Annotated in this window: 15 protein-coding genes; 7 read left to right on the top strand and 8 right to left on the bottom strand. The window is 44.9% G+C overall.

The window, feature by feature from the left end; all coding sequences use genetic code 11:
* Position 1: 1 nt before the first annotated feature.
* From COT43_01840 to COT43_01825, 4 genes are read right to left on the bottom strand one after another with little or no spacing between them, the layout of a single operon-like run.
* Positions 2-238 (bottom strand): hypothetical protein, encoded by a 237-nt coding sequence (locus tag COT43_01840; protein PIS30375.1) that lies wholly within the window; start codon positions 236-238, stop codon positions 2-4.
* Positions 239-285: 47 nt separating this feature from the next.
* Positions 286-684: a transcriptional regulator gene (locus COT43_01835; protein ID PIS30374.1), complete on the bottom strand. Its 399-nt coding sequence runs from the start codon at positions 682-684 to the stop codon at positions 286-288.
* Between the two features lie 18 nt (positions 685-702).
* Positions 703-3,846 carry an isoleucine--tRNA ligase gene (locus COT43_01830; protein PIS30373.1) on the bottom strand — a complete coding sequence of 1,048 codons (3,144 nt, stop codon included), beginning with the start codon at positions 3,844-3,846 and terminating at the stop codon, positions 703-705.
* Positions 3,847-3,902: 56 nt separating this feature from the next.
* Positions 3,903-4,760, bottom strand: a complete 858-nt coding sequence (locus tag COT43_01825; GenBank protein ID PIS30372.1) for an S-methyl-5'-thioadenosine phosphorylase — start codon at positions 4,758-4,760, stop codon at positions 3,903-3,905.
* Positions 4,761-5,119: 359 nt separating this feature from the next.
* On the opposite strand from COT43_01825, the gene COT43_01820 reads away from it, so the two are divergent.
* Positions 5,120-7,579 carry a long-chain fatty acid--CoA ligase gene (locus tag COT43_01820; GenBank protein ID PIS30371.1) on the top strand — a complete coding sequence of 820 codons (2,460 nt, stop codon included), beginning with the start codon at positions 5,120-5,122 and terminating at the stop codon, positions 7,577-7,579.
* 106 nt (positions 7,580-7,685) lie between these two features.
* Here COT43_01820 and COT43_01815 read toward each other — a convergent pair whose 3' ends face one another.
* Entirely contained in the window at positions 7,686-8,528 is an 843-nt protein-coding gene (locus COT43_01815; protein ID PIS30370.1) for a laminarinase, read from the bottom strand.
* 377 nt (positions 8,529-8,905) lie between these two features.
* Between COT43_01815 and COT43_01810 the strand changes: the two genes are divergently transcribed.
* The 3 genes from COT43_01810 to COT43_01800 all read left to right on the top strand — a co-directional run bounded on the left by COT43_01810 (position 8,906) and on the right by COT43_01800 (position 12,635).
* Positions 8,906-9,262, top strand: a complete 357-nt coding sequence (locus COT43_01810; protein PIS30369.1) for an RNA-binding protein — start codon at positions 8,906-8,908, stop codon at positions 9,260-9,262.
* A gap of 169 nt (positions 9,263-9,431) precedes the next feature.
* On the top strand, positions 9,432-11,159 hold the full coding sequence (locus COT43_01805; GenBank protein PIS30368.1) for a hypothetical protein: 1,728 nt from the start codon (positions 9,432-9,434) through the stop codon (positions 11,157-11,159).
* A 15-nt stretch (positions 11,160-11,174) separates the two neighbouring features.
* Positions 11,175-12,635: a glycogen synthase GlgA gene (locus tag COT43_01800; protein PIS30367.1), complete on the top strand. Its 1,461-nt coding sequence runs from the start codon at positions 11,175-11,177 to the stop codon at positions 12,633-12,635.
* A gap of 22 nt (positions 12,636-12,657) precedes the next feature.
* Here COT43_01800 and rfaE1 read toward each other — a convergent pair whose 3' ends face one another.
* Together rfaE1 and COT43_01790 are read right to left on the bottom strand one after the other, a co-directional pair.
* On the bottom strand, positions 12,658-13,623 hold the full coding sequence (gene rfaE1 / locus COT43_01795) for a D-glycero-beta-D-manno-heptose-7-phosphate kinase (protein ID PIS30366.1): 966 nt from the start codon (positions 13,621-13,623) through the stop codon (positions 12,658-12,660).
* Positions 13,624-13,632: 9 nt separating this feature from the next.
* On the bottom strand, positions 13,633-14,586 hold the full coding sequence (locus COT43_01790) for a protein CapI (protein ID PIS30365.1): 954 nt from the start codon (positions 14,584-14,586) through the stop codon (positions 13,633-13,635).
* Between the two features lie 151 nt (positions 14,587-14,737).
* Here COT43_01790 and COT43_01785 point away from each other — a divergent pair, with 151 nt between their 5' ends.
* Positions 14,738-16,198, top strand: a complete 1,461-nt coding sequence (locus COT43_01785; protein PIS30364.1) for a hypothetical protein — start codon at positions 14,738-14,740, stop codon at positions 16,196-16,198.
* A gap of 29 nt (positions 16,199-16,227) precedes the next feature.
* On the opposite strand, the gene COT43_01780 is transcribed toward COT43_01785, so the two are convergent.
* Positions 16,228-16,497: a hypothetical protein gene (locus COT43_01780; GenBank protein ID PIS30363.1), complete on the bottom strand. Its 270-nt coding sequence runs from the start codon at positions 16,495-16,497 to the stop codon at positions 16,228-16,230.
* Between the two features lie 206 nt (positions 16,498-16,703).
* Here COT43_01780 and COT43_01775 point away from each other — a divergent pair, with 206 nt between their 5' ends.
* Together COT43_01775 and COT43_01770 are read left to right on the top strand one after the other, a co-directional pair.
* Entirely contained in the window at positions 16,704-18,236 is a 1,533-nt protein-coding gene (locus COT43_01775) for a hypothetical protein (GenBank protein ID PIS30362.1), read from the top strand.
* 10 nt (positions 18,237-18,246) lie between these two features.
* On the top strand, positions 18,247-20,369 hold a 2,123-nt coding region (locus tag COT43_01770; GenBank protein ID PIS30361.1), incomplete at its 3' end, for a hypothetical protein.

The following is a 20,369-nucleotide window of genomic DNA, read 5'->3' as shown; positions in this document are numbered from 1 at the left end:
GTTAACTCTTGTTTTTGGGTGTTTCGATTTCCGAATTAACCTCTTCATTCAGAAATAAGGTAAATAAAAACGGTGTGATTGTCCACTGAAATTTTTTAATGAAACCTACATACTGGCAAATCGGTCTAAGAAAGTCCCGGACCTTAGAGATCCTTTGAAGAAACTGTGAATGGACGCTAATAATCTCGATTTTATTGAGAATCCCGTAACTTCGGAATTTGCGTTTATGAGTGTTCATTAATGGTTAAATAAAGGTATTTTCAGGCGAGAGGATGCGAGCCGGTATTAACCCTTGGGTTTATTTTTGCATTTGACGCAGTGCTGAGTGTGAGGAACTTCCTCGAGACGTTCCTTCGGGATCAATTCGCCACATTCAATACAGACGCCGTACTCGCCGTTTTTGATGCGTTCCAACGCCTGATTCAAATAGGTCAGATACTTGTTTGCGCGAGAGAGCCAGAGAAAGGCTTTTTCGCGTTCATCCGAGTCGGTCCCGACATCCGCCATATGATATGAATAGGTCGAGTCAAGCGTTGTGCTGTCCTGCCGCGTATTATCATTGACCGTAGTAGATTCCAGCCGTTTTATTTCCTTGATCGTTTCTTCCCGTTTTCTCAGAATCAACGCTTTAAAATAATCGAGGTCTTCTTGACCCCATTTGTTCACTTTTACATTCTCCTGCATATTTTGTCTCCAGAATCCTTAGTTCAACCGACTGATCGAAATGTGAACTACATGATTTCCAATTTTCAATTCCTTCTCAAATTCACCCTGAAAATACGTACTTTGGACTTGATTAGCAAGAGTCTCATTTTTCAGATATTCTTCAAATTCCGCCAGTGCGATGCCGATCTCTTCCGGGGCAGAAAATGTGATCCGGATGCGATCTTCTACTCGAAAATCGGCTTCTTTACGCATCGTTTGGACGTGGCGTATAAAATCGCGCACCAAGCCTTCTTGGATCAAGTCTTCTGTCAACCGCGTATCGATGCCAACGGAATATTCGCCATCGGCAACGCCTGAAAATCCTTCGACGTCTTTTCTTTCAACGATCAATTCGTCTTTCGTGAGCGTGATTATACGATCAGACAGTTTAAGTTCAATCGGAATGCCGCTTTCTACCTTTTTGTATGTCTCGTCCGGATTCAGCGCCCGGATGGCTGTCTGGATTTCTTCCATCGACTTTCCGTACTTCACGCCCAGTGATGCAAAATTGGGTTTGATGGTGACAATAAAAAGCGCGCTGTCATTTTGCGTTAATTCGACGGCTTTGATGTTCAATTCTTCAAGAATCTGCCCTGATAGCAGGAGAATTTCATCTGGCGACACGCTTTTCGGCAATTTAACAATAATTTTTTGTAGTGGTTGGCGGACTTTTAAATTCGCTTTATTGCGGGCGGCGCGTCCCATCTCGACGATTTTGACAACCGAATCAATTTTGCAAAGCAGGTTATCGTCGATCAACGATTCGTCGGCAACAGGAAATTTGTCAAGATGAATGCTTTCAGGAGCCGACGGTTCGAGTCCGCGCACCAAATTCTGATAGATGGATTCCGTAACGAACGGAATGACCGGCGCCAACACAAGAATCAAACCTTTCAGCGCCTGATAGAGCGTTTGATAAGCCGCCCATTTATCTTTATCGTCTTCCGATTTCCAGAATCTGCGGCGGCTTCTGCGAATGTACCAGTTGGATAAAACTTCCAGAAATTCGTCGATGGTCGCCATGACTTTCTGCGTCGCGAAATTATCGAATTCTCTTCGGGCGTCGCGGATCAGTAAATTCAACCGCGCCAACAGCCAGCGGTCGAGTTCGCTCAAATCTTTTATTTCTACACGGTTTTTCTCGGGTGAAAAATGATCGAGTTCCGCGTAAGTCGCAAAAAACGAGTAGGAATTCCAGAGCGTGATGATGTGTTTCCGAAAATCCTGCGCAATATGATAACCAAAGTTCAAATTATTGACTGGATTATGATCGGCGTAAAGCCATCGCATGACATCTACGCCCATTTTCTCGGCGGCTTCCTCGAACCAGATCGCATTGCCAGCGCTCTTGTGCATGTCTTTGCCCTGCTCATCTTTGACCAGCGCATGACCGAGAATTGTGCGGAAAGGCTCGCGTTTTTCCAGAACCGTGCTCATTGCCAAAATTGAATAGAACCAGTTCCGGAACTGTCCCGGCAGGGATTCGCAGATAAAATCGGCGGGAAACCATTCTTCCCAATAAGAACGATTCGTCGTATAATGAAGCGTTGAATATGGAACGATTCCGGCGTCTAACCATGGATTTCCAACGTCGGGAATTCGGCTGACGATTTCGCCGCACTTTTCGCATCTGATTTTCACGGCATCAATCCACGGACGATGCGGCGAATGACCTTCAAATTCCGCCCAACCTTCAACGGCGCGTTCTTTCAATTCTTCTTGGCTCCCGATGACTGTGACATGTTTGCAGGAAGGACATTCATAGATCGGAAGCGCCAAACCCCAATATCTTTTTTTAGAGATCATCCAATCGTGCATGTTTTTCAGCCAGTCGAGTTCGTGCGTCAAACCGTATTCGGGAATCCAGCGGATTTTCTTCGTAACGTCGATCATGTCCTGCCGGGCGCCATCCATTGAAATGAACCATTCATCAACCAGACGGAAGATCAGTTCTGTTCCGTGGCGCCAGCAAATCGGATAGCGGTGCGTGTAAGCATCGGCGCGGTATTTAATTCCTTTTTGGTCAAGGTCCTTCAAAATATCCTTGGTAATCGAATCGACGTTTCTGCCGGTCAACCAGTCGAAGCCTTCGATGTAATTACCGAATTCATCGAGCGGCGCAATCGTGGAAAGGTTAAACTGAACGCCGAGCGCGTGGTCTTCCTGGCCGCATCCGGGTGCGATATGGACAATGCCGGTGCCTTCGGTTTCAGTCACTTCTTCCCACGGGATGACGACATGCTGGACGTTTTTTTGAGCGGGCAATTCGTCGAATGGTCCGTGGAATTTCCAGCCGAGCATTTCTTTGCCGGTGATTTTGGCTTCGATAGAAAATTCACCTTTCATCACCTCTTTTTCGCGACCTTCGATTAGGTAATAAAAATCCGTTCCCTGACGAACTTTTAGGTAAATTATTTCTGGGTGAACCGCGGCGGCGGTATTCGATGTCAGCGTCCATGGTGTTGTCGTCCAGACTAACAGATATTCGTTTTCGCGATTCATCAGCGGAAATCGGACAGTGACGCTGGTGTGCGTTATTTCCTTGTAGCCTTCGGTGGCGATTTCGTGTTCGGAAAGCGCGGCACCGCAACGCGTGCACCATGGCATCACATCATGTCCTTTATAAATCCATCCGTTCTCGTGGCATTTTTTTAAGAATAACCAGATCGTATAGTTGTTTTCGTCGGACATGGTGTAGTACGAATTATCCCAATCCATCCAATAACCCAACCGGATTGATTGTTCGGTCTGGATTTTGGAATATTTCCGTACCCGTTCTTTGCATTTATTGACGAAATTTTCGATGCCGTAAGTTTCGATATCGCGTTTGGATTTGAATCCAAGTTCCTTCTCGACTTCGACCTCGACCCATAATCCCTGACAGTCAAAGCCATTTTGATAGCGTGTGCGGAAACCGTTCATCGCTTTGTAGCGGTGAAAAATATCTTTCAGCGTTCGTCCCCACGCATGATGAACGCCCATCGGATTGTTTGCGGTGATCGGTCCGTCGATGAAAGACCACCGATCTGCGTTCGAATTCTGATTGACCAATTTGTCGAAAACTCGATTTTTTTCCCAAAAATCGAGCATTTCATGTTCCAACGCGATAAAGTCAACCGTTGGCGGAACCTTCTTGATCACTTAACAAAACCTCCTGTTCGTAAACGCGGAAAAATACCTTCGTAACCAGACATGATTTAAAGATATTTATTCAACAATAATTCGTATTTCTTTTTTAGCAAATCGGGAATGACCGCCGGATCGGTGACGAGCGCTCCCCGCAAAGCGGTTTCGCAGGCGCAGGAACTTGCCGGATAGGGAAATTCTTCGATAAATTTTCTGATGACCGCACGCGTGATCGTTAATGCCTTTCCCAAATTACCCAAAACGACGGCGACATCGACGGATTCTTCCTTCCAACTGTCGCAATCCGTCACCTGCGCTATCGGCGCAAAATGCATTTCGGCTTCTCTTGCTAATTTCGCCTCATAAAGACTTGTCATGCCGATTACATCCATTCCCCACGAGCGGTAAAGCCGGGATTCGGCACGCGTTGAAAATGCCGGTCCTTCGATGTTCAGATAAGTTCCCCATGGCGCATAATCAATGCCAAGTTCTTTTGCGATTTCAATCAGTTTTGCATGAAGCGATGGGCAAACCGGATCGGCGAATGCGATGTGAACCGCGACGCCTTCATCGAAAAATGTGTCGTGAACGCGCTCCTTCGTCCGGTCAACGTACTGATCGACAAAGACAATCGAGCCGGGATTCAACTCGTCCTTAAAACTTCCGACCGCCGAAATGGAAATCAGATGTGTAACCCCAAGGCGTTTCATTCCGTAAATATTCGCGCGGTAATTGATAAACGTCGGCGCAATGTGATGCCCTTTTCCGTGGCGCGGGAGGAAGACGACTTCTTTGCCGTACAGTTCGCCGATGATAAATTCGCCGGACGCTTTTCCGTAAGGCGTGTCGGGCAAGACGCGCTCTCGGACCTTGATGCCTTCCAAGTCGTATATTCCCGTTCCGCCAATGATTCCTAATTTATATTGCATAAAACCTTAACTTTAACCACCATTTTTAAACCATGAAATTTAGTTTCCGATGGATAAATAAACAATCAAAATGACGGACGTGTGGAAGGATCGGATTGGGCTTGTCCGCCACCGGCAGATTGATTAGGCTTATTCGAGTCGATAAAGGTGATATTGCCATAAAGGCGTTTCTATGCAGAGCATCGAGGCGAGGATTGAAACCCGAAATCCACCGGAGGCGGACGTGCCTGAAACTCGATCTCCTATTCAACAATTTGCCGTTGTAAAAACAGATTATTGCTAAATCCGCGGTAACTTACTTTTTTGCATTTTCTCCAAAATTTTCGTATAATTCATTCAGTCAATGGAAGGAGTCTTGATTGTTTATTAATAATTCTGAAAAAACCGCTATTGTCTGGCGCGACTTACGTGTCAGTTACCGCGATCTCCTGAGCCACATCCATTTTTTCGCGTCGCTTTTCCATGATAAAAAATCCGGTAAAGTGGCGATTTTCTCTCCCAATCGTCCTGAATGGGTGTACGTTTTTTACGCCGCGTGGAAAAATCACTGCATCGCCGTGCCGATCGATTATCTCTCCTCGCCGGATGAAGTGGCATACATTTTAAATGATTGCCAACCGGAAGTCGTTTTTTGTGCGGCGGAGACGCGAGATGTTTTGAATCAGGCTCTCGAAAAAGTGAGCCATGAAGTTCGCGTTTTTGTTTTTGAAGAACAACGTTACGATCTCGCCGATTATTCTCCGGAAGAAATTGATCCGCTCGAAATGTCTGAAACGGCGGCTATTATTTATACGTCTGGTACGACCGGCTCGCCGAAAGGCGTGATGCTTTCTTTCGACAACATGCTGGCGAATATCCATGCCGTTTCGAAAGAAATCCCGATTTTTACACCCGACCGAACTGTTTTGGCATTACTGCCATTTCATCATGTCTTTCCGTTATTGGGCTCGCTGATCGCGCCGTTGTACGTAGGCGCAAAAATTGCCTTTTCCCCGTCGATGGTTTCGCAGGATATCATCACAACACTGAATCAAAACGGTGTTGGAATCATCATTGGCGTTCCGAGATTGTACGCCGCGATCCGCGCAGGCGTTATGGAAAAGGTCAACAAAAGTTTTGCCGCCCGGACGATGTTCAAACTGGCGAAACTCGTGCATTCGCGCGCATTTTCGAAAACGATATTTAAGAAGGTGCATCAGGGATTTGGCGGAAAAATCGAATATTTGGTAAGCGGCGGCGCGAAATTAGATGAAGACGTCGCAAAAGATTTCAAAACGCTTGGATTTGAAATGCTGGAAGGTTTTGGAATGACAGAAGCCGCGCCGATGATCACTTTTACCCGTCCGGGACACTGGAAAATCGGATCCGCCGGACAGCCGATGCCTAGTTGCGAGGTCAAAATTCTCGATGGTGAAATTGTGGCTCGCGGACGTAACATCATGCAAGGATATTATCACCGACCGGAGGAGACAAACGAAGTTCTTTGGGAAGGCTGGTTGCACACCGGCGATCTCGGCAATATTAGTAGAAAGGGATTCGTTTATATCACGGGACGCATCAAAGAAATTATAGTTCTGTCAAACGGGGAAAATATCAATCCCGAAGAGATCGAAAAGAAGATTTACGGACTTTCCGATCTGGTGGCTGAGGTCGGCGTTTTCGCAAAAAATGACACGCTCATGGCTTGCATTTTACCGGATTTCAAGAAAATGTCCGACCGCGGAATCGTTGCTATCGATGAATTGTTTCGATGGGAAGTCATCGACAAGTACAACCGCGGGGTTGCATCGTCTAAAAAAATAACAAAATTCTTTCTCGTGAAGGAAGAACTGCCTAAGACGCGACTCGGGAAAGTTCAGCGCTATAAACTTGCTTTACAGGCAGATTTCGGTTACAAGCGTCGGGAGGAACATCAGGCCGAGCCGGATTACGAAGAATATCATGTCATCCACGACTATCTGAGCGAACAAACGAAAGAAGCCGTTCATCCGGACGACCATTTCGAGATCGATCTGGTGCTGGATTCTTTGGACAAGATCAGTTTCCAGACGTTTTTACAGACAACTTTCGGCATTAACATCAAGGAAGACATTCTGCTCAATTATCCGACCGTTGAGAAACTTTCGCAATATATGAAGGAAAAGAAAAATAAACTGACGGTCGAAGCAGTTAAGTGGGCAGAGATTTTTCGCGAGAAAGTCGATCTGAAACTCCCGCGCAGTTGGTTTACCCAGTGTCTTCTGAAGGATATGTCGAAATTCTTGTTCAAACTTTATTTTCGGTTTAAGGGCGAAGGTACGGAGAATATCCCGAACGGTCCGTTCATCATCGCGTCGAATCACCAGAGTTTTATCGATGGTCTCTTCGTGGCGGCTTTTCTCAAACGGAAGGTTTTCAAAAATACCTATTTTTATGCCAAGGAAAAGCATGTCCGCAACCGTTTCGTGCGGGCTTTTGCTAACCGTAACAACGTCATTATCCTCGATATTAACCGCGATTTAAAGCAGTCGCTTCAGAAACTCGCGGCCGTTTTGAGAGACGGAAAAAACATCATTATCTTCCCGGAAGGTACGAGGACGCATACCGGTAAATTGAGGGAATTTAAAAAATCATTTGCCATTTTAAGCTGGGAACTCAACGTCCCTGTCGTGCCGGTTTCGATTAAAGGCGCTTTCGAAGCGTTGCCCAGTGGATCGCTTTTCCCGCGTCCGTGGAAAAAAATCCGGGTGAAATTCCACCGACCTATTTATCCGGGAAATTTGGATTACGAATCGCTATCAAACGCAGTCTATAATCAACTGGCGGCGGAAATTGGGTAAGAATAACTCTCGCTACGGGGCTGTGCTCCGTAGCGCAGTGCGTGTCCGTTCGTCCCAGAGCGGAGCCCCGGAACGAGGGCAATATCAATAGATTTTTATTGCCTGGCTACTTGAAATATCCGTCGCGTTGGTAAATGCGCACGTAATCTATGTCGTGGTACTGCGGAAATGCGTTCGTCGAGTCCGGGTTGCCCGGCCAACTGCCGCCGATGGCCGTATTCAGGATCAGGTAATGCGGTGTATGCGGTATGCCGACCGTGCTGGCATGGATCAGTTTATCATCGATATACCAGCGAATCGAATCCGGCTCCCACTCCAGCGCGTAGAAATGAAAATCTTTTGAATAATCGCAGTCGCCTCTCCACGTTCCCGAACTCGTTCGTTTTTGTCCGTCGAAAGTATAAAAATGAAGCGTTCCATAAACGGTGTTCGGTTCGTGACCGAGAAATTCCATGATGTCGATCTCGCTGTACCAAGGTCGCTCTTCGGGAATGGTTCGTTCTCTGCCATTTGCTACGGCGGCAGTCATGATCTGCTCCATTTCCCAGTTGCGGTTTTGCGGATATAGCCAATGAGCCGGCCAGAGTCCTTGACCGACGGGTAGTTTGGCGCGAATCTCGAAACGGCCGTAAACCGGCGCGCATTTTCCCTGTGTATCCACTCTGCCGCTGGTGAATTTTTGTGAGCCGAAGTTCCGGACGCGGCTTCGGATTCTGAGGCAGTCGTTTTCAATATAGACTTCGTCCGGAAGGTAATATTGGAGTTCGCCGTGTTTACTGGTTTCACGAAGGAGAATATTCCAATTGTTCGGGTCGATTGACGTACCATGAAATTCGTCATGCCAGATGAGTTTCCAGCCGGAACGCGTCGGCGGCTTTTCTCCGAAAGATGGTGCAACAATTGCCACGGAAAAACTGAATAGTAATAGGAATGACTTTTTAATTATCATGATAATTTCCTTTCAAAACAACATGACAAAGAAAAGTTACACATTTGTCGGTGAGATTCAAATTTGTAAGTAATGAAAATCAACAGGCTGAATGATTAAAATTAAAAACGTTTGGAAATTAAATCTTGTTTAATCAGAAAAGTTCAAGTAGGTTATAGCATAGTTATTTGATAAGTGACTTAACCAGTGGAAACTAATCGGCAAGGAAACATTCCGCCTGAGAAATTCTCAAAACCGCGCGATTCTCTGAATCAGCGTGAAGACATGTAGGACTTTCTTTTGGGTGTTGGACATGGAGCCCCGGATGGCGATTGGCAATTTAGCCCAGGTTTTAGTAAGAGTAAGAAAAATGTTCAAGATCACAAAAGGAGGTCAACATGAATATCTATGTAGGGAACTTATCGCCCAACGTCAGTGAAGAAGAACTGAGAAGCGCTTTCGAAGCGTTTGGACAGGTCTCAACCGTATCAATCATTAAAGACAAATTTTCCGGAGATCCGAGAGGATTTGCATTTGTTGAAATGCCGACAACTGCCGAAGCGCAGGCGGCAATCAGCAGTCTGAATGGTAAAGAGCTCAGCAATCGCGCTCTTTCTGTCAATGAAGCTCGTCCGCGCAGTGAAGGCGGTCATAGCGGCGGTGGCAGAAGTTTTGGCGGTGGTTTCGGTGGCGGTCGTCCCAGTGGCGGCGGCTACAGAAGCTCAAGCGGGCCCAGACGCGGCGGTCGTTTCTAAGTCGTTTCGACGAAATTAACGCCTATATAAACAAAACGGGACAATCCTTAGGGACTGTCCCGTTTGAGTTTTAATGGGTCATATTGGATTTTTTAAGCGTTTGAAATTTTCCAGCGTTGTCGTATTTTGTTTATGTGTACTTAAGAGAAAATAATACGAGGATTCTAATATGAAAGGATATTTTAGTTTTGTCCTTCACAGTCACTTGCCGTACGTCATCAACCATGGCGAATGGCCGCATGGAATGGATTGGCTGTATGAAGCCGCCGCCGAAGCGTATGTTCCTTTGTTAATCGAATTTCAGTCGCTCATTTCAGAAGGAATTTCCCCGAATGTGACAATCGGATTGACGCCAATTTTAACGGAACAACTGGCTTCCGAGAAGTTTAAGCACGGATTTATTCATTATCTTGATCAGAAGATTGCCGCCGCTGAGGAGAATCTCGCCGAATTCGACAACCAAGGACAGGGACATCTCAAGCATTTGGCTGACATGTGGAAAGCCAAGTATAACGAGACCAAATCCTATTTTTTGTCGCAAATTGATCGAAACATCATTACGGCTTTTAAAAAAATGCAGAACGGCGGATATATCGAAATCATCACCTGTGGCGCCACTCACGGCTATTTTCCATTGCTGGGAACGGACGAATCCATCGATGCACAGGTTCGCGTCGGAAAGGAAACCTACCGCAGACATTTTGGGCGCGATCCGAAAGGAATTTGGTTGCCGGAATGCGCCTACCGTCCAAGTTATGAATGGTCGTCGCCGATTGCTGAATATCCGAAGAAATTTTACCGGAGAGGCGTCGAAGAATTTCTGTTTAAATATGACATCCAGTATTTTATCGTCGATAAACATTTAATTCTTGGTGGAAAAAACCGAGGCGTCTATTTGGATCGGTTCGATTCGCTCAAAGTGCTCTGGAAACAATTCGAAAAGAATTGGAAGCCGCTCGAAGAGGAAAAAGAGAGATCAATCTATGAAAATTATCTTGTTTCATCGACGGGAACCAGCCGCGTGGCGGTCGCGTACGGGCGGCACGAGGAATCCGCCCTGCAGGTCTGGAGCGGCGAATGGGGCTATCCGGGCGACGGCCGCTACTTAGAATTTCACAAGAAGCATTTCCCGGGCGGGCATCGCTACTGGCGGGTAACCAGCGCCAAAGCCGATCTGGCCGATAAACAGGAATATTATCCCGAAGACGTCGAAGATGCGCTGGAAAATCAGGCGGCTCACTTCGTTGAATTGCTCGATTCCTACATTGATAATTACCACAGGGAAAGCGGAAAAGAAGGAATCCTGACGACGCCCTTCGATACGGAATTGTTCGGTCATTGGTGGTTTGAAGGACCACGCTTCATTGGGAAAGTGCTGAGAAAATTAAACCAAAACGACAGTATAAAAGTTATTACCCTCGGAAATCACTTGGAAAAAAATCGTCCTCAAACGATCATTTCAATGCCTGAGGGTTCGTGGGGACAAGGCGGATTTCACTATATCTGGCTCAATGAATGGACCGAATGGACATGGAAGCATGTCTATGCCGCCGAAGATCAAATGGTCGAACTGGCGAATAAATATGCCGAGACCCAAGATGAAGTCATTCGCCGCATATTGAATCAATTGGCGCGGGAGGTTTTACTCATTGAGAGTTCCGATTGGCAATTTCTGATCAGCACTTGGAGTGCGCGCGATTATGCTGAAGGCCGTCTGACGGTTCACTCTGAACATATCAAACGTCTTGCGAATATTTTAGATAGCTACGATCAGAGTAAACTTCTTACGGAGCAAGAGCAGGTTTATCTGGCGAAGATTGAAGGAGTTGACGATGTTTTCCCGGATATCGATTTTACTTACTGGCGCTCGTTGAAAGCGCGAGAAGACACAAAGTAGAGAAAGTAGATAGCGATGAACGTTCTGTTTGTTGCGGCGGAAGTCAGTCCGTTCTCGAAAGTTGGCGGACTCGGCGATGTCATCGGCGCGTTGCCGTTGGCTTTGGTTGAAAAAGGCGTCTCGGTTAAAGTCGTCTCGCCTGCTTATGGCGCTATTGACCGGACAAAATTTACTTTTCAGGAAACCTCGGTGACATTCGAAATCGAAATCGGAGGTATCCCGACGAAATGTTCTCTGCTGAAATGGAATCCTCCTGAGCAAAATAATCTCGAATTATATTTTGTCGAAAATGAGGAATTTTACTCCTGTAAAGGTATTTATACCAATCAACGCGGAAATCCTTACATTAATAATCCGGAACGATTTGTACTTCTACAGAAATGCGCGCTGAAACTGATTACGGAACTTAATTGGATTCCTGACATCATTCACTGCCATGACAATCACGCCGCACTGATTCCGGTCTATTTAAAAACGCTCTATGCGGAAGAACCGATTTATCAATCCATTAAAACGGTTTTGACGATTCACAATATCGCTTATCAAAGCGTTACTTCCTTCGATAAAAAATATGTTTTTGGTCTTCCAAGTTACCTCTTTGCGCCGGCCGAACCGATGGAATGGTACGATCAGATCAATCCTTTAAAAGCCGGAATCATCTTTGCCGATGTCGTCACGACGGTTAGCCAAACGCATGCGCAGGAACTGATGACAAACTTCACGATTAGCGCTGGTTTGAAAGGCGTGTTGGTAAGTCGAAAGAAACCGGTTGTCGGAATTCTGAACGGCGTGGATTATTCGACATGGAATCCGGCTTTCGACCCGGAAATCGTCATCAATTACAGCCCTAAAAATCTTGCCGGACGACGGAAGAATAAACAAACGTTAATTCTTGAAACGGACTTAAAGAATTTCATGATCGAAAAACCATTGATCGGCATTGTCTCACGGCTTGTCGAGCAGAAAGGGATTGACCTGATTCTCGAAGGCATCAATCGAATGATGGCGATGGATGTCGGTCTGATCCTTTTGGGAAGCGGCGAGGAAAAATATCATACTGCTTTCAAAGACATTGCCGCGCGATTTCCCGGCAGAGTTTCCGTCAATTTCGGATACAACAATACGATGTGTCACAAAATCCTTGCGGGATCTGACGTTTTTCTGATGCCGTCCCGTTATGAACCCTGCGGAATCACACAGATGTTGGCGCTAAAGTACGGCGCGGTTCCCGTCGTTCATAAAACCGGCGGGCTTGCTGATACGATTAAACCGTGGAATGGTCAGACTGGAAACGGTTTCTTATTCGATGATTATTCTGTCGATTCGCTATTGGCGTCGCTTGGAAATGCGCTGGGCGTTTTTCGGAATAAATCCGACTGGAAAACGCTCATGACGAACGGAATGACCGAGGATTTCTCGTGGGATAAATCTTCGGATGAATATCTGAAAGTTTACGAAGATATTCTAAAAGCCTGACGACGATAATAAACGCAGAATCCTAACCGTATAAATCGATATGATTGAACATCTCTTCGATGGTGGTTGTTGCCGTGCCGATTTTTCCAACGACAACTCCGGAAGCGAGATTTCCCGCTTTGGCGGCGGTGAACCAATCGCCGGATAAAATCAGTCCGGCGGTAAATGAGGCGATGAATGTGTCGCCCGCGCCGCTGACATCATAGACTTCTTTGGCTTTCGTCGGAATCCGGAGGCTTTCGGATTTGTCGTTCAAAATGTAAACACCGTCTTCGCCGAGCGTGACGACGATTCCTTTCAAGTTTAGGTCTTTCACGAGTTTTCGCGCATAGTCGTCCATCTCGTCTTGGGTCAATTCGGGATGGCGAATGGCGGCGGCGAATTCTCGAAAATTTGGTTTGATTGTCGTCGCGCCGTGATATTTCCGATAATTAAAGCCCTTCGGATCGATGATAACCGGCTTGTTTTTGAACAGATTCAGCATTTCCTGAATGAAATCTTCCGACAATAATCCTTTAGCGTAATCCGAGAGGATGACGCCGTCAAAATTTTCCTTGACCGAAGAAATCTGTGAAATCAGTTTCCGGGCAACATCTTTCTTGACCGGTTCCGTGTCTTCTTCGTCGATGCGGAGCAGTTGTTGACGCTGTGCGATGACGCGGGATTTTGTCGTCGTTTTCCGGCTTGGCGTCTGGATCAGGAACGGGCGAATTTTTTCCTGATCGAATAAATCCGAAAGGATTTCGGCGTTTTTGTCTTCGCCGCAGACACCGGCTATAGTCACGTTGACTTTCAGCGAAGCGAGATTCGCCGCGACATTCCCCGCGCCGCCGATTCGGTTTTCCCGACGATTGACGGTGACGATCGGGACTGGCGCTTCGGGCGAAATCCGTTTGACGCTTCCCCAAATGTAGTTATCGAGGATCAGGTCGCCAACAACAAGTATGTTGAGTTTTTTAAAATTTTGAAAGAGTTCTTTCATAGTCATATTTTCAGGTTATTTTCTATAAAACTCCATATACCAATCTAAAAACTTCCGAACGCCGACATCGATCGACGTTGTCGGAAAAAATCCAAGTTTTTCGGTCGTGGCGGAAATATCTGCAAAGGTTTCCGGAACGTCGCCCGGCTGAATCGGCAGAAAATTAATCGTTGCTTTCTTGCCGAGATAATCTTCGATCAGTCGAATGAAGTCCATCAGATTTTCGCTCTTGTGATTGCCGAGATTGAAAATTTCATAAGAAAAAGGCTTGGTCAGCGCGGAGATCAACCCTGAAACGATGTCATCAACATAAGTAAAATCGCGTTTCATCTTGCCGAAATTATAGACGTCGATGGGTTTTCCTTCGAGGATATTTTTCGTGAAAATGAAAAGCGCCATGTCCGGCCGACCATAAGGCCCGTAAACGGTGAAAAAACGGAAGCCTGTGCACGGCAGTTGGTACAGATGCGCGTAAGTGTGAGCGATGAGCTCGTCGGATTTTTTCGTAGCGGCGTAAAGCGAAATCGGATGATCGACGTTATCTTCGACGGCGAACGGCAGTTTCGTGTTGTTGCCATAGACGCTGGAACTTGAGGCATAGATGAAATTTTTCACGCTTGCCCGCTTGGACAGTTCGATGATATTCAGAAAACCTTCCAGATTGGATTTCTGATAGGCAAACGGATTGATAAGCGAATAGCGGACGCCCGCCTGCGCCGCTAAATGAATGACTTTTTGAATCGAGTGCCGTTGAAAAACCGATTCTAATGCTGGTAAATCGCAGAGATCGTTTTGGAAGAACTGAAACCGATCGGATTTTTTCAGGATTTCGAGTCGCGCATACTTGAGAGCCGGATCGTAGTAATCATTGACGTTATCATAACCGATGACTTCTTGTCCGTCGTCAATTAGTCGTTTTGCTAGATGAAAACCGATGAATCCGGCGGCGCCGGTAACTAAAATAGCCATTCCTTCTCCTGAAAAATAATCAGAAGAAACTTAATGTAAATTTTGCAGAGCGGCAAGAGCGGGTGAAAATCGAAGGGGAGACAGATCGGACACCTAATAAAAATGCCGAATAAATCTTTTTTCTAAACGCCGGTTTACCGTAAGTTTTGGCATGAATCGTGTCTTGTTATCCTTTGTTGGAAATAATGACTGCCAACTGCCCGAAAAGCCCGGAGCGATCATCGCCGCTTTGCATGAGCGGATTTTTAATTGCCTTTATCTGCTGTACAACGACGAATCCTATTTAAAACCGGCTTCTGCTATTCTGGAATATTGCCGTCAGCGTTTTCCTGCTATACAAGTTCGTTATCAACCAGCACTCTCCGTCAATCCAACTGACTATAACACTGTTTATCCGGCAATGTATCAGGCAGTTAAATTGATTGTCAAAGAGAATCCCGACGCCGAATTTACCATTTCGGTAACTTCCGGGACACCAACCATGCACGCCTGCTGGATTTTCCTGCAACAGGGTGGCGTCATCAATGCAAAATTAATTCAAATCCATCGTGAAACAGGACTCTCAGAGATCAATTTCAATTTGGATGACTTTCCGAAAATCCAAAATGTCACCGAAGCAAAAGCCGCGTTAACACAACTCACCCGCGAAAATAAACTGCTCCGCCGACAGGTTTCAACCAGTTTGAATGCAATCATTGGCGAATCGGTGGCAATCCGAAAAGTCAAGGAACAAATTCGCCTGTTTGCTGAGAGCGACTTACCGATTTTTATCAGCGGTGAAACCGGCGTCGGCAAAGAACTTGTCGCAGGCGCTATTCATTTTAATAGTCCGCGCAATAAACAACCATTTATCAGAATTAACTGTGGCGCGATTAGTCCGCAGTTGTTCGAGAGTGAATTTTTCGGACACAAGAAGGGCAGTTTTACCGGTGCAATTTCGGATAAGGAAGGCAAATTCAAACTCGCTGATGGTGGTTCCATTTTTCTCGATGAAATTGGCGATCTGCCGCCCGATATGCAGGTCAAATTGCTCCGCTTTTTGGATCAAGGAACGATTCAGGTCGTCGGCGGTAAGGAAGAAAAGGTGGACGTTCGTATCATTTCTGCTACCAATCGCGACCTCCGTCAATTGGTCAAAGACCATCAATTCCGTAAAGACCTGTTCTTTCGGTTGGTTCAGACGGAAATTTATCTTCCGCCATTGCGCGAACGCGGTGAAGATAAAATATTGATCGCTCAACACATAGTGGATTCACTCAATCACATACAGGACAAGCGCAAAAACCTGATGCAGTCGGCAATTGCCAAGATTCAGGCATATCAATGGCCTGGTAATGTCCGACAGTTGAAAAGTTCCATCTCCGCCGCGTTCGTCTATCCTGGCGAAGAAATAACCGCCGAGCATTTGCACATCGTTGAACTGACCGATTCACCGGTGGGAATTATCATTCCTGCCGAGGGAATCGATTTCGATAATGGATTAATTCCGGACTATTACCGCGCGGCGCTCAAACAGACTAATGGCAATGCCACCGCCGCCGCGCAATTGATTGGCATTCCGCCCGCGACCTTCCGCGCCCGACTGCGAAAATTGGGAATCAAGACAAATTAAAATCTTGTCGGTGACAAACCGGCTAAAAATCAGAGACCAAATTCTTTCAAAACCGTTTCATGCGGGATCATGATCCTTTCCGGGTCTTCCAGCCTGATTTTTGTGATGGCTTCATCATATCTATCAATATAAAATCTTACGGCTCTACGGATCACAGAACTGCGATTTTCGCCCAGTTCCCGGGCTAATGATTTGATATCACTGAATAAATCGTCACTAATTTTAAAAGTTATGGTTTTCATCTTTTCTCCAGTATAAACGATTAGAAAATACGGTCTTTCCGATTTCCCACCAAGCATAGAACGACTGTTCCTCTGGAAAATTAACCTTGCAAATTGAAAGGCTATCTTTCGATTTGCAAGGTTAGGAAAGAGTAAGGTTTTTGATTTCCTGATGTAAAGATCTTTATGCTATGTGAATTTCTAACTATCATTCATCTATGTTTGATTCATGACGACAATCGACTCAAATTTTACCTTTCTTTTACTCTTGGCACTTCCTCTGCATGTTCATTGAGCGTATGAAAAACGATTCGACCAAATTCAACCAAGTTCAGTCTCGCCAGGAAAACACCCGTTTCTTTGATTTTCGGTTGAATAACACGCAGATAGAAGCATTTCGTCATCTCCTATCTTTTTTAAAAAGTGATAACAACATTTTTATCCTGAAAGGTTATGCCGGTACCGGTAAAACGACATTGTTAAAAGGATTATCCAAGTACCTGAATGAAAACCGCACTTCTTTTATATGTATGGTGCCAACCGGGCGAGCCGCAAAAATCATTGCCGAAAAAACGGGACTTCCAGCACACACGATTCATAAAAGTATTTACTCCCGTGCTGACCTGCGTGAATATAAATCTCAGGATGTGCTGGGAATTGAGTGCATTAAATATTTCTATTCGCTCAGAAGAAGCGAAGATTCCGGTGACACAGTTTATTTAGTGGATGAGGCATCGATGATTTCCAATCTATATGCCAATGGTGGCTACCTTCGCTATGGGTCCGGATTTCTTCTGAATGATTTTTTAGAGTATGTAGGAAACCGAAATAAGCGAAAGATTATTTTCATTGGAGACCCGGCTCAACTTCCACCGGTAAATATGGAAACGTCCCCTGCACTGGATAAAAATTATCTGGAAGCTTTGCCCTGTCACTCTCAGGTAGAGGAATTTGAAATGCGCGAAGTGGTAAGGCAATGCCAGGATAGCGGTATCCTCGCAACGGCTACCCATATTCGTGAAAATATCAATCAACAACATTTCTATGATCTGTCGGTTGTTCCCAACGAAAGGGATATCCTACCAATTTCCACAGCATCAGTTGCACCAAAGTATATTGAACTGACCAACGGTTTAAAAAAATTCAATGCGATCATCATCACTTTGACGAACTACTCAGTAAACAATTATAACCAAGCAGTTAGAAATCGTTTTTGGGGGTACGAAAAAGAAATATGTACTGGCGACAGAATCATCGTCGTGCAGAACAATTACAGTCATGAAATTGAACTGATGAACGGCGAATTCGGGATAGTTATCAATGTCTCGCCACAGAATGAATCACGGAAAGTATCTATCTTGAAAAACAGTGAACCAATTGAAATCCTTCTCTATTTCAGGAATGTATCGCTTCGGTTTGAATCTGAAAACGGAACTACAAAAGATATTCATTGTAAAATTTTGATGAATCTTTTAAACTCTGCCGAACCGAAATTGACAACGGAGGAATTGCAAGCTTTGTATGTGGACTTTAAACAGCGCAACCGCGACTTGAAACCAAATACGCCGGAGTTCAAAGAAGCGATTGAACACGACTCCTATTTTAACTGTCTGCGCATCAAATACGGCTATGCCATCACGTGTCATAAAGCACAAGGCGGCGAATGGGAACAGGTCATCGTCGATTTCCGTTCCAACTTTAATCGCAATACACCATTTTATTTCAGGTGGGCTTATACAGCGTTGACAAGAGCTCAGAAAAAAGTATATAGTTTAAGTCAACCCAATTTTACCAGGAAAGCTGAGTCACTTCAGTAATGAGGAAACAATGACAAAGACAGAAGACAAAAATAAAATAATAGATAAAATCAAGACGCTAACCGACCGGATTGAACAAAATCAGGATTCAGCAGATCTTTACTGGGAACGGGGACTGTTATTCCGAGTTTTAGAAGAATATCAAAAAGCGATAGATGATTACTCTACTGTTATTCAAAACATACCCAATTCTCCTCAGCTATGGAAAATTTATCATGAAAGAAGTAATGCATATCAAAAAATTGGAAAATTAGATGAATCCTTTGAGGATTTAATAAAAACTGACTTGCTTGGAAATGATAAATATCTATTATTCAAGGGAGAAAAGACTCCTGCTAAAAGTTGGTATGAATACGACTTTAGTGAGTTAGGAGATTACTTCAAGAAAAACGGCAATTACCGGAAGGCTATATTATGTTTTGAAAAACTCAAATCTATGATAACCTGTTCGGAGGAAACTTCAATTTGGCATCCAGAAAGATTTCCTCAACAATTAATATATGGGAAGGGCGAGGGGAGGTGGGCGGATATTTTTTATCCATGGCATGAATTGGTTTGCCTTTATTTCAAAACAGGTGACGACGTAAAGGCATACTCAAATCTCAAAGAAATCCAGAATTTCTACAGTTCAAGCGTGGCAGATATAATCGATCAAATCAGTATTCGTCATTTACTCCCGGTTTTGGATATCGTTTTCACACTCAAGGATAATTTGGAAAAATCTCCAACTTTGAGGAGCTGTTTAAATTTTCTTAAGAGTCTATCTTCAGAAGTAGATAAAGACATAATAGATAAAAAAAGATTAACCAGATTTGTAATTCAAAATGGTCGGTTCTATTCAGTGCTTAAAGAATTTCCCGAACTTACAAATGCCATATTTAACCAAGAGCTTAATGAAAAATTACGAATTAGTCCTATTGACCACTCTATATCAATGTCAGAATTGGATGCAGTAACGGAAAACAACCAGAAAATTAAATCGAAGAAACCAAAGTTGGTACCCGATATACAGGAGGCTATTCGGAATTTTGAAAAAGTCAGAGAGAATCCTTTATATGACTTACGTCTGAAAACAATCATTATCAATTTCCTTTTCGAATTATTATCTGGTTATCTAGTAAATCTGATAAGTGATTTTAAAAATAATAAAGGAGAGTTCATTTCAGAACTAGAACAATCTGCTTTAGAAGTCATCAAATCTTATCAGAATAATTACGCGATCAATTGCCTTTATGGTCTTAGCCGGAATATGAATAAGCTTCTTCAGGAAAATATCAGTGCGATAGAGAATAAAGATAAGCTTGAACAAGAAGCAAATCATCGTCGCGAAAAAGAGCGTATGATCCAGCAGTATTCGCATACATTAGCGAATACGCTTTATCCGAATGCGATTTATGAGGTAGCTAATCGCCTAAAGAGTCACATCGAATTCCGTCGCGACGCTCGCATTTTGACCGACGCTTACCTTGCCGAGACAATTATTCGCAATCAGGGTTTGCTTCTGCAGGCACGTAATACCGGCAATCCAGCGGAATTTCAGCGTTTGATCCGCGGTGATCGTCTGCCGGAAGATGCTCAGGAAAAGGCCATTGGCATTGAGGAAATCCTGAACGGTTCCGTTCAGCGCATCATCGCCCGCTTCCTGAACGCCGATGACCGGAAACTGGAACTGATTCGCGTGCAAATCTGCGCCCGGTGGGGAACGACTTTAGACCAACTGAAAGCGGATTTTGAAGAGAATGTCTTCTTCAATCCCAATCGCAGTGCCATCGAATGGGCCAGCGCCAACCTTGGTCAGATAGAATATACGCTCAGTCCGCTCTGGAAATCCATCCGTTTGCGACGGGATGGCTATGCCGAAGCCTTACTTCAGGGATATTTTCAGGAATTGCTGTTCAATTCGTTAAAGTATCGTGATATTGCGCAGGATATCTGGATCAGGATTGATTTTTCCGATGAGAAAATTGATGATACGACATGGTTGATAGCGAAATGGGAAAATCCATTTGATGATAAGAAAACCATCCAACTCGGCACGGGTAAAGGCTTAGAAGGCATCGAGAATGACATCCGCATGTTGAATCTTGATGGTGAAAGACAAGCGCGCACGCTGGAAATTCAGAAAAACGCCGG

Source organism: Candidatus Marinimicrobia bacterium CG08_land_8_20_14_0_20_45_22 (assembly GCA_002774355.1).
In the GTDB taxonomy this organism is placed as follows: Bacteria; Fidelibacterota; UBA2242; order UBA2242; family UBA2242; genus 0-14-0-20-45-22.
The sequence above is the reverse complement of the archived record's forward strand: the minus strand, read 5'-3'. Positions and strand labels throughout refer to the sequence as shown.

What these genes read in the sequence shown, in the direction of transcription:
- COT43_01840 (PIS30375.1), bottom strand. Translation starts at nt 238, where the DNA reads ATGAACACTCATAAACGCAAATTCCGAAGTTACGGGATTCTCAATAAA.
- COT43_01805 (PIS30368.1), top strand. Translation starts at nt 9,432, where the DNA reads ATGAAAGGATATTTTAGTTTTGTCCTTCACAGTCACTTGCCGTACGTC.
- COT43_01835 (PIS30374.1), bottom strand. Translation starts at nt 684, where the DNA reads ATGCAGGAGAATGTAAAAGTGAACAAATGGGGTCAAGAAGACCTCGAT.
- COT43_01825 (PIS30372.1), bottom strand. Translation starts at nt 4,760, where the DNA reads ATGCAATATAAATTAGGAATCATTGGCGGAACGGGAATATACGACTTG.
- COT43_01800 (PIS30367.1), top strand. Translation starts at nt 11,175, where the DNA reads ATGAACGTTCTGTTTGTTGCGGCGGAAGTCAGTCCGTTCTCGAAAGTT.
- rfaE1 (PIS30366.1), bottom strand. Translation starts at nt 13,623, where the DNA reads ATGACTATGAAAGAACTCTTTCAAAATTTTAAAAAACTCAACATACTT.
- COT43_01790 (PIS30365.1), bottom strand. Translation starts at nt 14,586, where the DNA reads ATGGCTATTTTAGTTACCGGCGCCGCCGGATTCATCGGTTTTCATCTA.
- COT43_01815 (PIS30370.1), bottom strand. Translation starts at nt 8,528, where the DNA reads ATGATAATTAAAAAGTCATTCCTATTACTATTCAGTTTTTCCGTGGCA.
- COT43_01775 (PIS30362.1), top strand. Translation starts at nt 16,704, where the DNA reads ATGTTCATTGAGCGTATGAAAAACGATTCGACCAAATTCAACCAAGTT.
- COT43_01810 (PIS30369.1), top strand. Translation starts at nt 8,906, where the DNA reads ATGAATATCTATGTAGGGAACTTATCGCCCAACGTCAGTGAAGAAGAA.
- COT43_01780 (PIS30363.1), bottom strand. Translation starts at nt 16,497, where the DNA reads ATGCTTGGTGGGAAATCGGAAAGACCGTATTTTCTAATCGTTTATACT.
- COT43_01785 (PIS30364.1), top strand. Translation starts at nt 14,738, where the DNA reads ATGAATCGTGTCTTGTTATCCTTTGTTGGAAATAATGACTGCCAACTG.